The organism is Sinorhizobium americanum, from assembly GCF_001651855.1.
Lineage (GTDB): Bacteria > Pseudomonadota > Alphaproteobacteria > Rhizobiales > Rhizobiaceae > Sinorhizobium > Sinorhizobium americanum.
In genome coordinates this window covers 69,140-86,285 of record NZ_LNQC01000036.1, presented here as the reverse complement: position 1 = coordinate 86,285, position 17,146 = coordinate 69,140, and the positions used below count along the sequence as shown (strand labels likewise).

Genomic DNA, 17,146 nt, shown 5'->3' with positions numbered 1-17,146 from the left:
CGCTATTTTCGCGCATCTCCTTCATCCCCAAGGCCTGTGACGAAGTTTAGAGCCTGCCCCCTTCCCCCTCGCAGCTCCCTTACGAAAATCACGCCTCTCCCATTCCCCCTACAAGACATGGACTCTTCATGGCTGAAATGAAGCTTCAAGACCTCAAGAACAAGACGCCGACGGATCTCCTCGCCTTTGCCGAAGAGCTCGAGGTCGAGAACGCCAGCACTATGCGTAAGCAAGAGCTGATGTTCGCCATCCTCAAAAATTTGGCCACGCAAGAGATAGAAATCATCGGTGAAGGTGTTGTCGAGGTCCTTCAGGACGGCTTCGGCTTTCTTCGGTCGGCAAATGCAAATTACCTGCCCGGTCCGGATGACATCTACATTTCGCCGTCGCAGATCCGCCGCTTCTCGTTGAAGACGGGCGACACGGTCGAGGGACCGATCCGCGGACCAAAGGAAGGCGAGCGCTACTTCGCGCTGCTCAAGGTCAATACGATCAATTTCGACGACCCGGAGAAGATCCGCCATAAGGTCCACTTCGACAACCTGACGCCGCTCTATCCGAATGAGCGCTTCAAGATGGAACTCGAAGTTCCGACCTCCAAGGACCTGTCCGCCCGGGTTATTGACCTGGTAGCGCCGCTCGGCAAGGGTCAGCGCGGCCTGATCGTCGCCCCGCCGCGTACCGGTAAGACGGTTCTCCTGCAGAACATCGCCCACTCGATCACCGCCAACCACCCGGAATGCTATCTGATCGTCCTCTTAATCGACGAGCGGCCCGAAGAAGTGACCGACATGCAGCGTTCGGTGAAGGGCGAAGTCGTCTCCTCGACCTTCGACGAACCGGCGACGCGGCACGTGCAGGTGGCCGAGATGGTTATCGAAAAGGCCAAGCGCCTCGTTGAGCACGGCCGCGATGTGGTCATTCTGCTCGATTCGATCACGCGCCTCGGACGTGCCTACAACACCGTCGTTCCGTCATCCGGCAAGGTGCTGACCGGCGGTGTCGACGCCAACGCACTGCAGCGGCCGAAGCGCTTCTTCGGCGCGGCGCGCAACATCGAGGAAGGCGGCTCGCTGACGATCATCGCAACGGCACTGATCGACACCGGCAGCCGTATGGACGAAGTCATCTTCGAAGAATTCAAGGGCACCGGCAACTCGGAAATCGTGCTCGACCGCAAGGTCGCCGACAAGCGCATCTTCCCGGCCATGGATATCCTGAAGTCCGGCACGCGCAAGGAAGACCTGCTGGTGCCGCGTCAGGACCTGCAGAAGATCTTCGTGCTGCGCCGTATCCTGGCGCCGATGGGCACGACCGACGCGATCGAATTCCTGATTGACAAGCTCAAGCAGACGAAGACCAACGGCGACTTCTTCGATTCGATGAACACCTGATCGACTCTGCGACGACTCTTTTTCATGAGGCGGGATTTGCGGATCCCGCCTTTTTCTATCCAATCTTCAGCTGGACTCGTGTGAGCAACGAGTGACCACCTTCGGCTTCCGTGACACGGCGGTGATTCACGTGAAACAGTGCGGCCGCTTCCGCGGGGACGCCGCAGCACCCCACCATGCTTGCATTCCGGCGCGCAGACATGCATAAGTCTGCGCAACCCCTATGCCGACAGCCGCAATCTGTTCCAGCGTCGGGAGATAGAGCTCGCCCAGAGGCGGCTCGACAACCTCTACACAGATAGATGACGCCGAGGCGGCGCGCGGTTTCGACCTGTGCGCTCACTGGATTGAACAAACCGATGCAGCTCACGGATACCATTTACGCGCTCTCCAGCGGCGCCCTGCCCGCCGGGGTTGCCGTCATCCGTATCAGCGGACCGGCGACGGCCGGTACGATCGCGCAGCTTTGCGGCGCCCTGCCGAAACCGCGCACAGCTTCGCTGCGAACGATTCGGACTCGAAACGGTGAGATGCTCGATACCGGCCTGGTGATCTATTTTCCCGGACCGGCCTCATTTACCGGCGAAGATTGCTGCGAACTGCAGTTGCATGGCGGGCGTGCCGTCGTGCATGCCGTCCTCGAGGCGCTTGCCGAGCTCGATGGATTGCGGCACGCCGACGCCGGCGAATTCTCGCGGCGCGCTTTTCAGAACGGCAAGCTGGACCTCGTCGAGGTCGAGGGACTGGCCGACCTGATCTCGGCCGAAACCGAAATGCAGCGTCGCCTGGCGATCGAACAGGCGAGTGGCGGTCAATCGGCTCTCTACCAGGGCTGGGCGCGACGCCTGACCCATGCGCGCGCGATGATCGAGGCGGAACTCGACTTTGCCGATGAAGAGGATGTCCCGGGCTCCGTCAGCGTCACGATCTGGAGGGATGTCGAGAAGCTTCAGACGGAGATCGACGCCCATATAGGACAGGCCGGCCTGGCCGAGATCATTCGCGACGGGCTGAAGATCGTCATTGCCGGCGAGCCGAATGCCGGCAAGTCCAGCCTGCTCAACGCGCTGGCGAAACGGGACATTGCCATCGTAACGGAAATCGCCGGCACGACCCGCGACGTCATCTCGGTCGATCTTTCCTTAGCCGGATTCTCAGTTAAGCTATTCGATACGGCCGGGCTCAGAGAGACGGACGAGGTCGTCGAGCGCGAGGGCATCCGCCGGGCACGGGAAGTTATCGGACACGCCGATTTGCTCCTGTTGCTATCGGAAAAACCGGATGGTTTTGTTTGGAACGAGGCGATTGCTGCCGATGTTCCGATTATCCGGGTCGCTACCAAGATCGACCGAAACGCGGCGAGTTGGCAGGCGGGACAGGCGGATGTGTTACTGTCGACGAAGACCGGCGACGGCATCGGCGATTTGCTGGATAGGGTCACAGAGCACCTGCCGGATCTCGCCGGGCGCACGTCACTTGCCATTCCGTCAAGAAAGCGTCATGTGGACTGCCTAAAGCAGGCAAGTGTCGCGCTGGCGCGCGCCTTGGCCACCACGGGCCTCGATCTGCAGGCGGAGCAATTGCGCGTCGCCGGCGACGCGCTCGGAAGGGTCACCGGTCGCGTCGATGTCGAGAACCTGCTCGACGTGATATTCTCGGAGTTCTGTATCGGCAAGTGAGGCGGGGGCGCAGCGAGTTCAATCTCGTTTCACGTGAAACCTCCTTGACAGATGCGGCGAATTAACAATCAAAACCCGATCGCACGGGAGTGTCTATGACGAGCTATGATGTCATCGTGATTGGCGGCGGTCATGCCGGCTGTGAAGCCGCTTCGGCGGCGGCGCGGCTTGGCGCCCGGACGGCTCTGGTCACCCATAAAATCGAGACGATCGGGGTGATGTCCTGTAACCCGGCGATCGGCGGCCTCGGCAAGGGGCACCTGGTTCGGGAGATCGACGCCCTCGACGGGCTGATGGGGCGCGTCGCCGATGCGGCCGGCATCCAGTTCCGGCTGCTCAACCGGCGCAAGGGGCCCGCGGTCAGGGGCCCGCGCACTCAGGCGGATCGCCGGCTCTATCGCGAGGCGATGCAGCGGGAGATTAGCGCGATTGGCAATCTCACCGTTATTGAAGGTGACGCTTTTGATCTCCTGACCGAAGGTGACGCCGTTACCGGCGTGATCATGAAGGATGGAAGAGGTTTTCGGGCTGCCTCGGTGGTGCTGACCACCGGTACGTTCCTGAAGGGCCTCATTCATATTGGTGATCGCAAGATTCCGGCGGGGCGTGTTGGCGAAGAGCCATCGCTTGGCCTGTCGGAAACGCTCTCCCGCTTTGGCCTGAAGCTCGGACGGTTGAAGACGGGCACGCCGGCGCGGCTGGATGGCCGGACGATCGACTGGGACCGCATCGGCCGGCAGGGCCCGGACGAGCAGCCGGTGCCCTTCTCCTTCATGACCGACGCGATCGTCAATCACCAGATCGATTGCGGCGTCACTCGCACGACCGATGCGACGCACAAGATCATTGCCGAAAACATTCACCGCTCGGCCATGTATTCCGGCCAGATCGAGGGGGTCGGCCCGCGCTACTGCCCGTCGATCGAAGATAAGATCGTCCGCTTCGGCGAACGGGACGGTCACCAGATCTTCCTCGAACCCGAAGGCCTGGACGATGACACCGTCTATCCCAATGGTATCTCGACCTCCTTGCCGGAGGATGTTCAGGACGCCTTCATCCGGACGATACCCGGTCTTGAGGATGTGGCAATCCTTCAGCCCGGCTACGCCATCGAGTATGATCATGTGGATCCGCGCGAGCTCAGGTTGTCGCTGGCGGTCCGCAAAATGCCCGGTCTCTTCCTGGCGGGTCAGATCAATGGCACGACCGGCTATGAAGAAGCCGGGGCGCAGGGCCTTGTCGCTGGCGTCAACGCTGCGTTGGCGGCAATGGGCCGAGAACCCGTCGTCTTCAGTCGGACAGACTCTTATATCGGCGTGATGATCGATGATCTGACGTCGCGCGGAATCACCGAGCCCTATCGGATGTTCACCTCTCGGGCCGAGTATAGACTGTCGCTCAGGGCCGACAATGCCGACATGCGCCTGACGCCCGTCGGCATCGGACTCGGTTGCGTCGGGCACGCGCGGCGAGCCCGGTTCGAGTCCTGGAGGCACGCCTATGAGAACGGCCGCGCACTCCTGCAATCGCTGTCGGTGACGCCGACCGAGGGAAAGCGGTTCGGCCTCAATCTCAATCAGGACGGCCAGCGGCGCTCGGCCTTTGACGTCCTTTCCTATCCCGATCAGACGATCGACGGGCTGAAACTCCTGTGGCCGCAGCTGGAAGACATTGATCGGCGCGTCACCGAAGCGCTGGAGATCGATGCCGCTTACGCCGTCTATATGGAGCGCCAGGCGGCAGACATCGCCGGAATTCGGCGAGAAGAGAGTGCATCGATTCCGGAGGACTTTGACTATAGCCACTTGCCGGGGCTCTCCAACGAGCTGAAGCAGAAGCTGGCGCAGCAGCGGCCGCGCAATTTGGCGCAGGCGATGAAGGTCGATGGCATGACGCCCGCGGCCGTGTCGTTGCTGCTGTCCTGGCTGCGGCGGCAGGAGCGCTGCGTGTTGGCTGCGGGGCGTGCGGCACAATGAACGCGAGTCCTGCCGAGCGCATGAAAGCGTTGCGTGTTTCACGTGAAACGCTCGAAAAACTGGAGCATTTCGCCGGGCTTTTTCAGAAGTGGGCGAAGTCGATTAACCTCGTGGCTCCGTCTACGATTGAGGATCTTTGGCAGCGCCATGTCCTCGACAGTCTGCAGGTCTTTCAGCTGTCTCCTTCGCCCAAGACGTGGGTGGATCTTGGCAGTGGCGGCGGCTTCCCGGGTGTGATCACCGCCATTTGCCTGTCGGAATTCCCCGAAGGCTGGGTCCATCTCGTCGAAAGCAACAACAAGAAAGCGGCCTTTCTGCGCGTCGCTCTCAACGAAACGGGCGCGCGAGGTTCGGTTCATCCGATTAGGATCGAGCAAGCCCCCTCCCTCATTCCCCGCTGCGACGCAATTTCCGCACGTGCGCTTGCCGATTTGACCCAACTGCTGGACTATTGCGCACCGTGGATGCTTCAAGAGGACGCCAAAGCTGTCGCTTTCTTTCACAAAGGCCGGGATTATCAAACGGAAGTTGATAAAGCGATTAGCCGCTTTCAATTCGATCTGGTAAAACATGCAAGTGTCGTCGAGCCGGATTCGGTGGTGCTCGAGGTTGCAAATCTTTCACGTCGGACGAAGTGATAGGCGAGCGAAGCATGTTTGGCCCAAAGAATCGGATTATCACCATTGCCAATCAGAAGGGCGGCGTCGGCAAGACGACCACCGCAATCAACCTCGCGACCGCACTGGCGGCTATCGGCGAAAGAGTCTTGATCGTCGATCTCGATCCGCAGGGAAACGCCAGCACCGGACTGGGCATCCAGCGGCGCGACAGGCATTTGTCCTCCTACGAGTTGATGATGGGGAGCCATTCGATCGGGGAGATCGCTCAGGGGACGGCCGTGCCGAATCTCGCCATTGTCCCGTCGACCATGGATCTTCTCGGCGTAGAAATGGAGATTTCGCGGGAGTCCGATCGGGTGTTCCGACTGCGCAAGGCGCTTGCGGCGCCTGAGGCACTCAACTATTCATACGTTCTGGTGGATTGTCCGCCCTCCTTCAACCTCCTAACGATGAATGCCATGGCGGCGGCGCATTCGGTGCTTGTGCCGCTTCAATGCGAGTTCTTCGCGCTTGAGGGTTTGAGCCAGCTTCTAGAGACGGTCGACCAGGTTCGCCGTACCGTCAATCCGAGCCTGGATATTCAGGGCATCGTGCTGACAATGTTCGACTCTCGGAACAACCTCGCCCAGCAGGTCGTCAGCGACGTCAGAACGCATCTTGGCGAAAAGGTCTATCACACTTTGATTCCCCGGAACGTCCGCGTTTCGGAGGCGCCATCTTACGGCAAGCCGGCGATTCTTTATGATCTCAAATGCGCCGGGAGCCAAGCCTATCTGCAGTTGGCCTCGGAAGTCATCCAGCGTGAGCGGCAGCGCAAGGCTGCGTGATTGTTTCGGATTCGTAATTATCGGGTGTAGTATGAACGACGACAGCTCCAAGAGACGCCTCGGCCGCGGCTTGGCCGCCTTGATCGGCGAGATGGATCAGCCGTTGCAGAGCGGAACGGCGCCGACGACCCCGGTTAATCCCGACCGGCGCGTACCGATCGAGTTCGTCTCCCGCAACCCGCGCAATCCGCGCCGCCAATTCGACGAGGCGGAACTGCAGGATCTGGCGAGCTCGATCCGCCAGCATGGCATCGTTCAACCGGTCGTCGTCCGCACAGTCGGTCATGAGCGCTACGAGATCATCGCCGGCGAGCGCCGCTGGCGCGCTGCTCAGCTTGCCGGTTTCACCGAGATTCCGGTGATCGTTCGCGACGTCGACGATCGGACGGCGCTGGAAATCGCCATCGTCGAGAACGTCCAGCGCTCCGATCTCAATCCGCTGGAAGAGGCGCTTGGTTACGAGCAGCTGATCGCTGAGCACGGCTACACACAGAACGATCTCGGCGATATCATCGGCAAGAGCCGCAGCCACGTCGCCAACAGCCTGCGGCTGCTCAAATTGCCGGAGCCGGTGCGCGACATGCTTTCCGATGGCAGCCTCTCGGCGGGGCACGCCCGCGCCCTGGTGCCGACCTCCGATCCGGTGGCGCTGGCGCGTTCGATCGTTGCCAAGGGGCTCTCGGTGCGCGAAGCGGAGCGCCTCGCCCAAAACGACATCAAGGCGCAGAACGACCCCAATTTCGCCAAGGGGCGGCATCGCGAGGAAAAAGACGCCGATACGCTGGCGCTCGAGCGTACCTTGTCGGACAGCCTGGGATTGGAAGTTACCGTCAGCCACAAGGCCTCCGGCGGCCACCTCAGGATCGCCTACAAGACGCTCGATCAGCTCGAAGAAATCTGCCGGTTACTGGAGCGGCGCTGAAGACGGCGCTCCTCGCCGGAGAGCGGCCGTCCTGCAAGAGCATTCCTACGCCGGACCATTCTTTGTCTGAGCGGGCGGGCACGACTCTGCCTTGACGCGACGGCAACTGCGTTGCGCTTTATTGAAGAGTAGCCCTCAGTTCATAGAGAGCCGCGCCCACCATCCCGGTCGGCGGCTTCAACGCCGTGCCGATTGAATAGCAATTGCCAGCAGGTTTTGCAGCACAAGGCTTTCTTCAAGGCTCTGGCGGGCACGGCTCTGGTAAATGGTCGCCTGAAGCCGGCCGAGTTCCCGCCGAATCGCCGGCGTGGTCCAATGTTTCAGCGCCGCCTCGACGATCGGCTTGCGCCGGAAATGCAGGCCGCGGCCGAGGCTTGCGACCACTTGGCTCGCCTGTTGCCCGTTCGCGTCCATTTCGGCGCGCATCACGTCCAGTTGCTGAAACTGCCGGAGGCAGGCCTGCAGCACGAGGAAGGGCGGCGTTTTCGACGTGGTGATCTTTTTCATGGCGTGCAGCAGCGCATCGACGTCACCTTGGAGCACCGCATCCACCGCGTCGTCGACAGAAATGGCGCTGGCATCGCCGATGATGGCGAGGACATCCTCCTCGTCGACCATATCCTTGCCGAGGCAGTAGAGCGCGAGCTTGCGCAGCTCGTTGCGCGAGGCGATACGGTCGCCGCCGAGCGCGTCAACAAGATGCTCGCGCGCCGCCGGGCTTATGCGCAAACCCGCCTCGGCGAGTTCCTTGTCGATCAGGGCATGCAGGCTGCGAGCATCATCGCTGTAGCAGGCGACCGAGGCGATGGCTCGCGAGGATTCGCCGATCTTCCTGAGCGCCGCCCCCTTCTTGAGATCGCCGGCCTCGATGATGAGCGTGCTGCCAACGGAGGGGCTGTCGGCGAGGACTTGCAGGGCCTCGACGACCGCCTTCTCGCCCGAGGCGCCGCGGATCCAGACGAGTTTCTCGCCGCCGAACAGACCGATGGCGTTGACCTCGTCCAGAACCCGGCCGGCGCCCTGCTGTAGCTCCGAAGCGTCGAGCTTGACGAGGGCAAACGGATCGTCGAGAGCAACGCCGGAGCGGCCGGCAAGCTGCGTGGCGCGCTCAGAAACAAGGCCGCGATCGGGACCGTAGAGCAGGAAAAGGCGGTAGTTCGACGCGCCTCTGTTCAAGAAACTGTCGAATTCGTGCGACTTGACCTCGCTCATCCGACCACCGGTCTTCAGCGGCCGAGGGCGGCGGCGATATCGGCCCTGATGAGTTCCGCCAGCTCCTTTGCAGCGCGGCTTTCGGCGTCGCGCACGGCCCGGACCTTGGCGAATTCCTGTTCCGGGAAATCGGCGAGCGCGACGGCCGAGCGATAGCCGGCCTTCACGGTCTCGCCGGTCGCCGTCCGTGTCAGATTGTAGTCCGCCTTGACGACAATGCGGCCCGCGGCTGCGCGATCCTCGGCATCGTCGTAAAGCACACCCATCGTGCGGTGCGAAACATTGAGGGCGAGATGGAATTGCGGGTTGACGGGCTCGCCTTGGCCGCCGGCGGCCAGGAAGATCAATGCATTACGCACTTCCTGCTCGACGCGGTCGTCGGCTTCCGCGATCTCGATCGAGGCAAGCGCCGCGGAAGTGGCGCCGGTCGGGCCGTCGGAATAGAGCGGACGCACCTGGCAGCCGGCCAGCGCCGCCAGCAGTAAGGTGCCGGCAAGCACGCCAAGGTAGCGGGAACGAAGGCCAGCTTTCTCAGACAACGACATTGACGATCCTTTGCGGCACGACGATGATTTTTTTCGGTTTGCCACCGTTTAGCGCCGCCTGGACGGCGTCAAGTGCGAGGACGGCGCTTTCGATCGTACTCTGATCTGCGTCGCGCGCGATTGTCAAATCGGCGCGTTTCTTGCCGTTGATCTGCACCGGCAGGGTGATTTCGTTCTCGACGACGAGCGCCGGGTCGAAGGCCGGCCATGGGCGTTCGGCGATCAGCCCCTCGCCGCCAATCTCGCGCCAGCACTCTTCCGCCAGATGCGGCATCATCGGCGCGATCAGGTCGATCAGGATCGTCGTTGCATCCTTGACCGCAGCGGTGACAGACTCGTCGGCCTTGCCGGACGCGACCTGGGTCAGCGGTGCAGCGAGAACATTGACGAGTTCGTAGATGCGGGCCACCGCCTTGTTGAAGGCAAGCTTGTCGTAGTCGGCTTCGACGGAGCGGAGGGTACGATGGGCGGCCTGCGAAATGGTGACCCCTTGCCCTTCTTTAGCCGGCGAAGCACTTACGCCGCGCAGGCTTTCCGCAGCCTCTCCGACCAGCCGCCAGACGCGCTGCACAAAGCGGTGAGCGCCTTCGACGCCCGCCTCGGACCAGATCACGTCGCGGTCCGGCGGCGAATCGGAGAGCACGAAGAAGCGTGCCGTGTCGGCGCCGTAGGAGCCGATGATGTCGTCCGGATCGACGACGTTCTTCTTGGATTTCGACATCTTCTCGATCGAGCCGATGGCGATCTCTTCGCCGGTCTCGATCAAGAGCGCGCGGCGGCGGCCGTCGATTTCCTCGATGCGGATTTCGGCCGGCGTGACCCACTCGCGCTGCGCGCCTTCGCCGCGGCTATAGGTCTCGTGCACGACCATCCCTTGCGTGAACAGCCCCTTGAACGGTTCGTCCAGCGCCACATGGCCGGTCGCCTTCATCGCCCGGGTGAAGAAGCGCGAATAGAGCAGGTGCAGGATGGCGTGCTCGATGCCGCCGATATACTGATCGACCGGCAGCCAGTGATTGGCGACCTTCGGATCGGTCGGCGTGTCTTCCCAGGGCGCGGTGAAGCGCGTGAAGTACCAGGAGGAATCGACGAAAGTGTCCATCGTGTCGGTTTCCCGGCGGGCATCCTTGCCGCATTCAGGGCAGGCGACATGCCGCCAGGTCGGGTGCCGGTCGAGCGGGTTGCCGGGCTTGTCGAAGGTGACATCCGGCGGCAGGGTGACCGGCAGATCCGCCTTCGGCACCGGAACGACGCCGCAAGCCTCGCAATGGATGACCGGGATGGGGCAGCCCCAATAACGCTGCCGGGAGATGCCCCAGTCGCGCAGGCGGAAATTCACCTTGCGCTCCGCGCGCGGAGCGCCGTTCAGCGTCTCATTTTCGAGCTTCGAGGCGACCGCCTCGAAGGCCTCTTCCGTGGAGAGCCCATCCAGGAAGCGCGAATTGATCATCACGCCGTCGCCGACATAGGCTTCGTCGCCGATCGCGAAGGTCGCGGCATCGGCGTCCTTCGGCATCACCACCGGCACGACCGGCAGGCCGTAGGTGCGGGCGAAATCCAGGTCGCGCTGGTCGCCGGATGGGCAGCCGAAGATAGCGCCCGTGCCATAGTCCATCAGCACGAAATTGGCGACATAGACGGGCAGTTCCCAGTTCGAATCGAACGGGTGGCGGGCGCGAACGCCGGTATCGATGCCCTTTTTCTCAGTCGTTTCCAGGACCGCGAGCGAGGTGCCGGCGCGCCGGCATTCCTCGCAGAAGGCGTCGATCGCCGCATCCTTGGCGGCGGCTTCCCTGGCGAGCGGGTGGTCGGCGGAAATCGCCAGGAAGGAGGCGCCGAAGAGCGTGTCGGGCCGCGTCGTGTAGACGGTCAATTCGCTGCTCTCGCCGGGAACGGTCACCGGATCGAGCTCCCAGCGGAGCAACAGCCCCTCGGAGCGGCCGATCCAGTTCTTCTGCATCAGCCGCACTTTTTCCGGCCACTGGTCCAGCGTGTCGAGCGAGTCGAGCAGGTCCTGGCTGAAATCGGTGATGCGGAAGAACCATTGGGTCAGCTCGCGCTGCTCGACGAGCGCGCCGGAGCGCCAGCCGCGACCGTCGATCACCTGCTCGTTGGCGAGCACGGTGTTGTCGATCGGATCCCAGTTGACCTTCGACTGCTTGCGGTAGACCAGGCCCTTTTCCAGGAAGTCGAGGAAGAGATATTGCTGGCGCTGGTAATAGGCCGGATCGCAGGTGGCGAATTCGCGGCTCCAGTCGAGCGACAGCCCCATGACCTTGAGCTGCGCCTTCATCGCGGCGATGTTCTGGTAAGTCCAGCCGGCCGGATGGACGCCGCGCTCCATGGCGGCGTTCTCGGCCGGCATGCCGAAGGCGTCCCAGCCCATCGGATGCAGCACGTTGAAGCCGCGGGCGCGCTTGTAGCGAGCGACGACGTCGCCCATCGTGTAGTTGCGCACATGGCCCATGTGGATGCGGCCGGACGGATAGGGGAACATCTCGAGCACGTAGTATTTTTCACGCGGATCGTCGTTCTTCGTCTCGAAGACCTTGCGCGCATCCCATTCCTGCTGCCAGCGCGGTTCGGCGTCACGCGGATTATATCGTTCGGTAGCCATGTCTCTGTCGATGTTCCGGAAAATCTGCGGGGCTCAAAGCGCCCTCGTGATAGTTGGCCTGACCTTCATCATGAAACCGCCTGACCGTCAAGTTTTGAAGGCCCTGCGCGCCGTACTTTGGCGGAATTGGCCGCCCTCGGCTTGGCCGGGCTTGGCAAGCACGGCAAGTTTCAATAATCCGGCTGGCGGGCCTCGAATGGCAAGGAGCACAAGCATGGACGTAGAGGAACGACTGGACGATGTCCTGAGCCGGATTCGCGTGAGCGAAAAGGCGGCGAAACGGGCTGAAGGCGTCGTCATGCTCGTCGCCGTCTCGAAGACTTTCGATGCGGACATTATCCGGCCGGTGATTGCCGCCGGGCAGCGGGTGTTCGGCGAGAACCGCGTCCAGGAAGCACAAGGCAAATGGCCGGAGCTGAAGGCCGAGACGCCCGACACCGAATTGCACCTGATCGGTCCGCTGCAATCCAACAAGGCGGCCGACGCCGTCGCCCTCTTCGACGTGATCGAGACGATCGACCGCGAGAAGATCGCCCGCGCCGTCGCTGCGGAGATGGAGCGACAGGGCCGCCGACCCCGGCTTTATGTGCAGGTCAATACCGGGCTCGAACCGCAGAAGGCCGGAATAGCGCCGGAGGACACGGTTGCCTTCGTCGATTTCTGCCGTTCGCAACTCGGCCTCGAGGTAGAAGGGCTGATGTGCATTCCGCCGGCCGACGAAAATCCGGGTCCGCATTTCGCCTTGCTTGCCAAGCTGGCCGACAAGTGCGGTCTGACCCGGCTGTCCATGGGCATGTCCGGCGATTTTGAAACGGCCGTCAGCTTCGGCGCCACCAGCGTGCGGGTCGGATCGGCGATTTTCGGCGCGCGCTGATTTCTTGGATCTTGAGATGAAGCCTGGAACCCGCGGTTCCGCTCCATTACTCTTTCGTCGGGCTTCATCTTTCCCTCCACAGGCCTATCCTTTCGACTGAGGAGCCGGGCCAGTCCGTCCGGAAGGTCAGTGGAGGAGACCGGAAATGGCAAGCCGCTATTCCGACGTGTATGCCGCATGGAAAGCCGATCCGAGTGGGTTCTGGTCCGAGGCCGCAGAGGCAATCGACTGGTTCGAAAGGCCCCGCCGCATCTTCGACGCCGAACTCGGAACTTACGGTCATTGGTTTCCGGATGGCGTAACCAACACCTGCTACAACTGTCTCGACCGCCACGTGAAGGCCGGTCGTGCCGAACAGACGGCCTTCATCTATGACAGTCCTGTCACGGGGCGGATCGAGAAGATTTCCTATGCGGCGCTGCTCGCCGACGTGAAGGCGATGGCCGCGGTCTATGGCAAGCTGGGCATCGGCAAGGGCGACCGGATCATCATCTATATGCCGATGATCCCGGAGGCCGCGATCGCCATGCTGGCGGCGGCGAGGATCGGCGCCGTGCACTCGGTCGTCTTCGGCGGTTTCGCTGCCAACGAGCTTGCCGTGCGGATCGACGATTGCCGGCCCAAGCTCGTCGTTTCGGCAAGCTGCGGACTGGAGCCCGGCCGCACCGTCGCCTACAAGCCGCTGCTCGATCAGGCGATCGAGATCGCCAACAACAAGCCCGGCCATTGTCTGATCTTTCAGCGCGACATGCTTTCCGCCGATATGGTACCCGGCCGCGACATCGATTTCGCCGCCGCCCTTGCCGCGGCAAAGCAGGCCGGCGAGGAGACGCCCTGTGCGGCGGTCGCCTCCACCGATCCGCTTTACGTCCTCTACACGTCCGGAACCACCGGCCAGCCGAAGGGCGTCTTGCGCGATAATGGCGGCCACATGGTCGCGCTCAAATGGTCGATGGAGAACTTCTTCGGCGTCCAGCCCGGCGAGGTGTTCTGGGCGGCATCCGATATCGGCTGGGTGGTCGGCCACTCCTATATCGTGTACGGGCCGCTCCTCAACGGCAGCACTTCGGTGCTCTTCGAAGGCAAGCCGGTCGGCACGCCCGATCCGGGCACCTATTGGCGGATCATCGCCGAGCACGGCGTCACGGTCATGTTCACGGCCCCGACGGCGCTCAGAGCGATCCGCAAGGAGGATCCGGAAGCCTCCCATGTGGCGCGCTATGACCTGTCGCGTTTCCGGGCGCTCTATCTCGCCGGCGAACGCGCCGATCCGGACACGATCCGCTGGGCCGAGCGGGCGCTCGGCGTGCCTGTCATAGACCACTGGTGGCAGACGGAGACCGGCTGGCCGGTCGCCGGCAATCCGCTCGGCCTCGGCCTGCTGCCGGTGAAATACGGATCGCCCGCCGTGCCCCTCCCCGGCTATGACGTGCAGGTCCTTGATGATGCCGGCCATCCGGTCGGGGCCGGCACGCTCGGCAATGTGGTCGTCAAGCTGCCGCTCCCGCCCGGGTGCCTGCCGACGCTCTGGAAGGCCGACGACCGCTTTCGGGCGGCCTATCTCGCCGAATATCCCGGCTACTACAAGACGGCCGACGCCGGCTATATCGACGAGGAGGGCTATGTCTTCATCATGGCGCGCACTGACGACATCATCAATGTCGCCGGTCACCGGCTTTCGACAGGTGCCATGGAGGAGGTCTGCGCCAGCCATCCCGATGTTGCCGAATGTGCGGTGATCGGCATCGCCGATCCGATGAAGGGGCAGGTTCCGGCCGGCTTCCTGGTGATCAACGCGAATGTTTCCCGTGAAACAGCGGAGATCGAGAAGGAGGTGATCGCCCTCGTCCGCGAGCGCATCGGCCCGGTCGCCGCCTTTCGAACTGCGATCTGCGTCAAACGGCTACCAAAGACCCGGTCCGGCAAGATCCTGCGCGCGACGATCCAGAAGATCGCCGACCGGCAGCCCTGGAAGATGCCGGCGACGATCGACGATCCGGCGATCCTCGACGAGATCGCTGAAGCGCTGCATGCCAAAGGGATCGGGATTTAGCGCAATCCGGACGATTTCGCGGGGAGAGGGTCAGCATGCGAGGACCCCTCTAGAACCCCGACCTCGGGTCGACGACGTCCTTGAACCACGCACAGAAGGCGGACACCGCTTTCTGCCGGGACGCTTTGCTGATGAGAAAATAGCCCTCCCCTTCGAGAACGGATATTTCCGAAAGCACAACAAGGTCGCCGTTGGCGATCTCCCGTCGGCACACCTCCACCGGACAGAGCGCCACGCCGTGCCCGGCGATCGCCGCCGTCGCGAGCAGATTGAAGTCCTGGAACACCGGACCTCTCGGGGCGGCCAACTGCAAACCGGCCTTGGCGAACCAGTCTTGCCAATGGCGCGTCGTCTCGTCGTGTAGAAGGTCGGCGCCGGCAATGGCTTCGGCGTTGTTGAGGCCATCCTTCCGCTCCAAGTAGCGCGGACTGGCGAGGGGCCTGTTGACGCGGGAAAAGAGTCGTTCACAGAGGACTCCATCCGACTTGTCGGCGCCGAGCGTAATCAGCACATCGCAGCCGGTTTCGCGCAGGCGTTGCGCGGCCGTGGCATAGATCACCTTGACGGTGATGTCGGGATGGGCGGCCAGGAAATCGCCGAGTGCCGGGATTAGCCAGCGCGTCGCGATCGATGGAATGCAGGCGACGGTGATTTCCGACTTCGTCCTGAGTTTCAAGGCTTCCGCTTCCGCGGCAATTCGTTCGAAGCTGGCCGACAGGGCTTCCGCGAGCCTTTCGGCGTCGGGCGCGAGACTGACGCCACGCTTTTCACGCAGGAACAGCGGGCGGCCGAACCAGTCCTCCAACTGCCGCATCTGATGGCTCACGGCGGCATGGGTGACATGCAACTCGTCGGCGGCCCGCGAGAAGCTCGCAAGTCGGGCGGCGGCTTCGAAGACGCGAAGTGCGCCGAGGGGAGGCAGCATATGTAAATTCTCCTCAACTATCCGATGAGGAATCGTCGTTTGTACGAACCGGCATTCCCGGGAATAAAGGACTTCAAGGTGACCGACGAGAGCCGGTTCTCCCCAATTTGTCAAACGCTCTTACACATTGGAGAACAGCATGTTCGTGCGCAGCCTGCAAGATGTCGAAACCACCGACCACTTCGTCGAGTGGGGAAGCGGGACCAGCCACCGTCTGCTGACGGAAAGGGATGGGATGGGATTTGCCGTCTGCCACACGGTGGTGCGGGCGAAAACCGTATCGCTGCTCCAATACCGCAACCATCTCGAAGCCTGCTACTGCATCGCCGGAGAGGGTGAGGTCGAGGACATGGAAGGCAATGTCTTTCCCATCCGCCAGGGTGACATCTATGTGCTCGACAAGCATGACAGGCATTATCTGCGTGGCGGTAGCGACAAGGACCTGATCCTCGTCAGCATCTTCAATCCGCCGCTCAAGGGCACCGAACGCCACAACCTCGATGATCCGTCGGGCTCGGCTTATTAAGGAGCAAATTACGCGCTTACGCTTGCAATTAAGCCAATAAAAAACCCGGATCCTGCGACCCGGGTTCTGCATCTCATCACCGGCGACGAGGCGATCAGTAGTTGTCGTCCTCGTCTTCGTCCTTGCGGTCCGACTTCAGCGACTTCAGTTTGGCGAAGACGGCGTCGGCATCGATTTCCTTCTCTTCCTCGCGTTCGTAGCCGTAGTCGAGTTTCTCGGTTTCCCGTGCCGCTTCGAGCGTCGCGCCCAATTCGGCTGCCGTCGGCAGCGGGCGGCCCTTGGCGGCGCGTTCGACCTCGAGGTCGAGATCGATCTGCGAGCAGAGGCCGAGGGTGACCGGATCCATCGGCGTCAGGTTGGCCGAGTTCCAATGGGTGCGTTCGCGAATCTGTTCGATCGTCGACTTGGTCGTGCCGACGAGGCGCGAGATCTGCGCGTCCTTCAGCTCCGGATGGTTGCGGACCAGCCAGAGAATGGCGTTCGGACGATCCTGGCGCTTGGAGACCGGCGTATAGCGCGGGCCCTTGCGCTTCGAATCCGGAACGCGGACCTTCGGTTCGGAAAGCTTGAGCTTATGGTTCGGATTTCCCTCGCCGCGGGCGATCTCGTCGCGCGAAAGCTGACCGGTGGCAATCGGATCGAGGCCCTTGATGCCCTGCGCCGATTCACCGTCGGCAATCGCTTTGACTTCGAGCGGGTGCAGTTTGCAGAACTGCGCGATCTGGTCGAACGACAGCGCGGTGTTATCAACGAGCCAGACGGCCGTTGCCTTGGGCATAAGCAGTTGCTGAGCCATGGATATAGTCCTTTCGTCCGTCCGCGCCGGTGTCGCGGGCCGTGGAGTCTACCACTGATTTCCGGGAATTGAGCGTTCTATATCGTTGTTGTCTCGAAATTGCAATTCTTCACTTCCGAATGTGCTTTTGTCTAATTGCGGCCAAGCTTTGACCTGCTATGAATCGTCCGAACGGGCGGT

Annotated in this window: 14 protein-coding genes; 9 read left to right on the top strand and 5 right to left on the bottom strand. The window is 62.3% G+C overall.

Annotated elements, in window-relative coordinates; translation table 11 throughout:
- The first annotated feature begins 128 nt into the window (after nt 1-128).
- From rho to ATC00_RS02660, 6 genes are all read left to right on the top strand, one after another.
- A complete protein-coding gene (rho, locus tag ATC00_RS02685) occupies nt 129-1,394 on the top strand; it encodes a transcription termination factor Rho (protein ID WP_082911953.1) in 1,266 nt (421 codons plus the stop codon).
- A 359-nt stretch (nt 1,395-1,753) separates the two neighbouring features.
- Nucleotides 1,754-3,073: a tRNA uridine-5-carboxymethylaminomethyl(34) synthesis GTPase MnmE gene (gene mnmE, locus ATC00_RS02680; protein WP_064251896.1), complete on the top strand. Its 1,320-nt coding sequence runs from the start codon at nt 1,754-1,756 to the stop codon at nt 3,071-3,073.
- A gap of 95 nt (nt 3,074-3,168) precedes the next feature.
- The gene (gene mnmG, locus ATC00_RS02675) at nt 3,169-5,049 is read left to right on the top strand and encodes a tRNA uridine-5-carboxymethylaminomethyl(34) synthesis enzyme MnmG (protein ID WP_064251895.1); all 1,881 of its coding nucleotides are present in this window, start codon (nt 3,169-3,171) and stop codon (nt 5,047-5,049) included.
- Nucleotides 5,046-5,687 carry a 16S rRNA (guanine(527)-N(7))-methyltransferase RsmG gene (rsmG, locus tag ATC00_RS02670; protein ID WP_064251894.1) on the top strand — a complete coding sequence of 214 codons (642 nt, stop codon included), beginning with the start codon at nt 5,046-5,048 and terminating at the stop codon, nt 5,685-5,687. Before mnmG ends, rsmG begins: the two co-directional genes overlap by 4 nt.
- A 14-nt stretch (nt 5,688-5,701) precedes the next feature.
- The gene (locus ATC00_RS02665) at nt 5,702-6,496 is read left to right on the top strand and encodes a ParA family protein (protein ID WP_064251893.1); all 795 of its coding nucleotides are present in this window, start codon (nt 5,702-5,704) and stop codon (nt 6,494-6,496) included.
- 31 nt (nt 6,497-6,527) lie between these two features.
- Nucleotides 6,528-7,418: a ParB/RepB/Spo0J family partition protein gene (locus ATC00_RS02660; RefSeq protein ID WP_064251892.1), complete on the top strand. Its 891-nt coding sequence runs from the start codon at nt 6,528-6,530 to the stop codon at nt 7,416-7,418.
- 177 nt (nt 7,419-7,595) lie between these two features.
- Here the strand turns inward: ATC00_RS02660 and holA are convergent, their stop codons facing one another.
- Genes holA through leuS form a run of 3 tightly spaced genes read right to left on the bottom strand, consistent with a single transcriptional unit; the run spans nt 7,596 to nt 11,792 of the window.
- Nucleotides 7,596-8,630, bottom strand: a complete 1,035-nt coding sequence (gene holA / locus ATC00_RS02655; RefSeq protein WP_064251891.1) for a DNA polymerase III subunit delta — start codon at nt 8,628-8,630, stop codon at nt 7,596-7,598.
- Nucleotides 8,631-8,644: 14 nt separating this feature from the next.
- Nucleotides 8,645-9,175 carry an LPS assembly lipoprotein LptE gene (lptE, locus tag ATC00_RS02650; protein WP_064251890.1) on the bottom strand — a complete coding sequence of 177 codons (531 nt, stop codon included), beginning with the start codon at nt 9,173-9,175 and terminating at the stop codon, nt 8,645-8,647.
- Nucleotides 9,162-11,792: a leucine--tRNA ligase gene (gene leuS / locus ATC00_RS02645; RefSeq protein WP_064251889.1), complete on the bottom strand. Its 2,631-nt coding sequence runs from the start codon at nt 11,790-11,792 to the stop codon at nt 9,162-9,164. Before leuS ends, lptE begins: the two co-directional genes overlap by 14 nt.
- A gap of 214 nt (nt 11,793-12,006) precedes the next feature.
- Between leuS and ATC00_RS02640 the strand changes: the two genes are divergently transcribed.
- Nucleotides 12,007-12,666, top strand: a complete 660-nt coding sequence (locus ATC00_RS02640) for a YggS family pyridoxal phosphate-dependent enzyme (RefSeq protein WP_037390457.1) — start codon at nt 12,007-12,009, stop codon at nt 12,664-12,666.
- 145 nt (nt 12,667-12,811) lie between these two features.
- Nucleotides 12,812-14,719 (top strand): AMP-binding protein, encoded by a 1,908-nt coding sequence (locus ATC00_RS02635; RefSeq protein WP_064251888.1) that lies wholly within the window; start codon nt 12,812-12,814, stop codon nt 14,717-14,719.
- Between the two features lie 49 nt (nt 14,720-14,768).
- Here ATC00_RS02635 and ATC00_RS02630 read toward each other — a convergent pair whose 3' ends face one another.
- The gene (locus tag ATC00_RS02630) at nt 14,769-15,644 is read right to left on the bottom strand and encodes a LysR substrate-binding domain-containing protein (protein WP_064251887.1); all 876 of its coding nucleotides are present in this window, start codon (nt 15,642-15,644) and stop codon (nt 14,769-14,771) included.
- Nucleotides 15,645-15,783: 139 nt separating this feature from the next.
- On the opposite strand from ATC00_RS02630, the gene ATC00_RS02625 reads away from it, so the two are divergent.
- Nucleotides 15,784-16,170 carry an ectoine synthase gene (locus ATC00_RS02625; RefSeq protein WP_064251886.1) on the top strand — a complete coding sequence of 129 codons (387 nt, stop codon included), beginning with the start codon at nt 15,784-15,786 and terminating at the stop codon, nt 16,168-16,170.
- A 94-nt stretch (nt 16,171-16,264) separates the two neighbouring features.
- Here ATC00_RS02625 and ATC00_RS02620 read toward each other — a convergent pair whose 3' ends face one another.
- A complete protein-coding gene (locus ATC00_RS02620; RefSeq protein ID WP_037390453.1) occupies nt 16,265-16,966 on the bottom strand; it encodes a DUF1013 domain-containing protein in 702 nt (233 codons plus the stop codon).
- Nucleotides 16,967-17,146 lie beyond the last annotated feature (180 nt).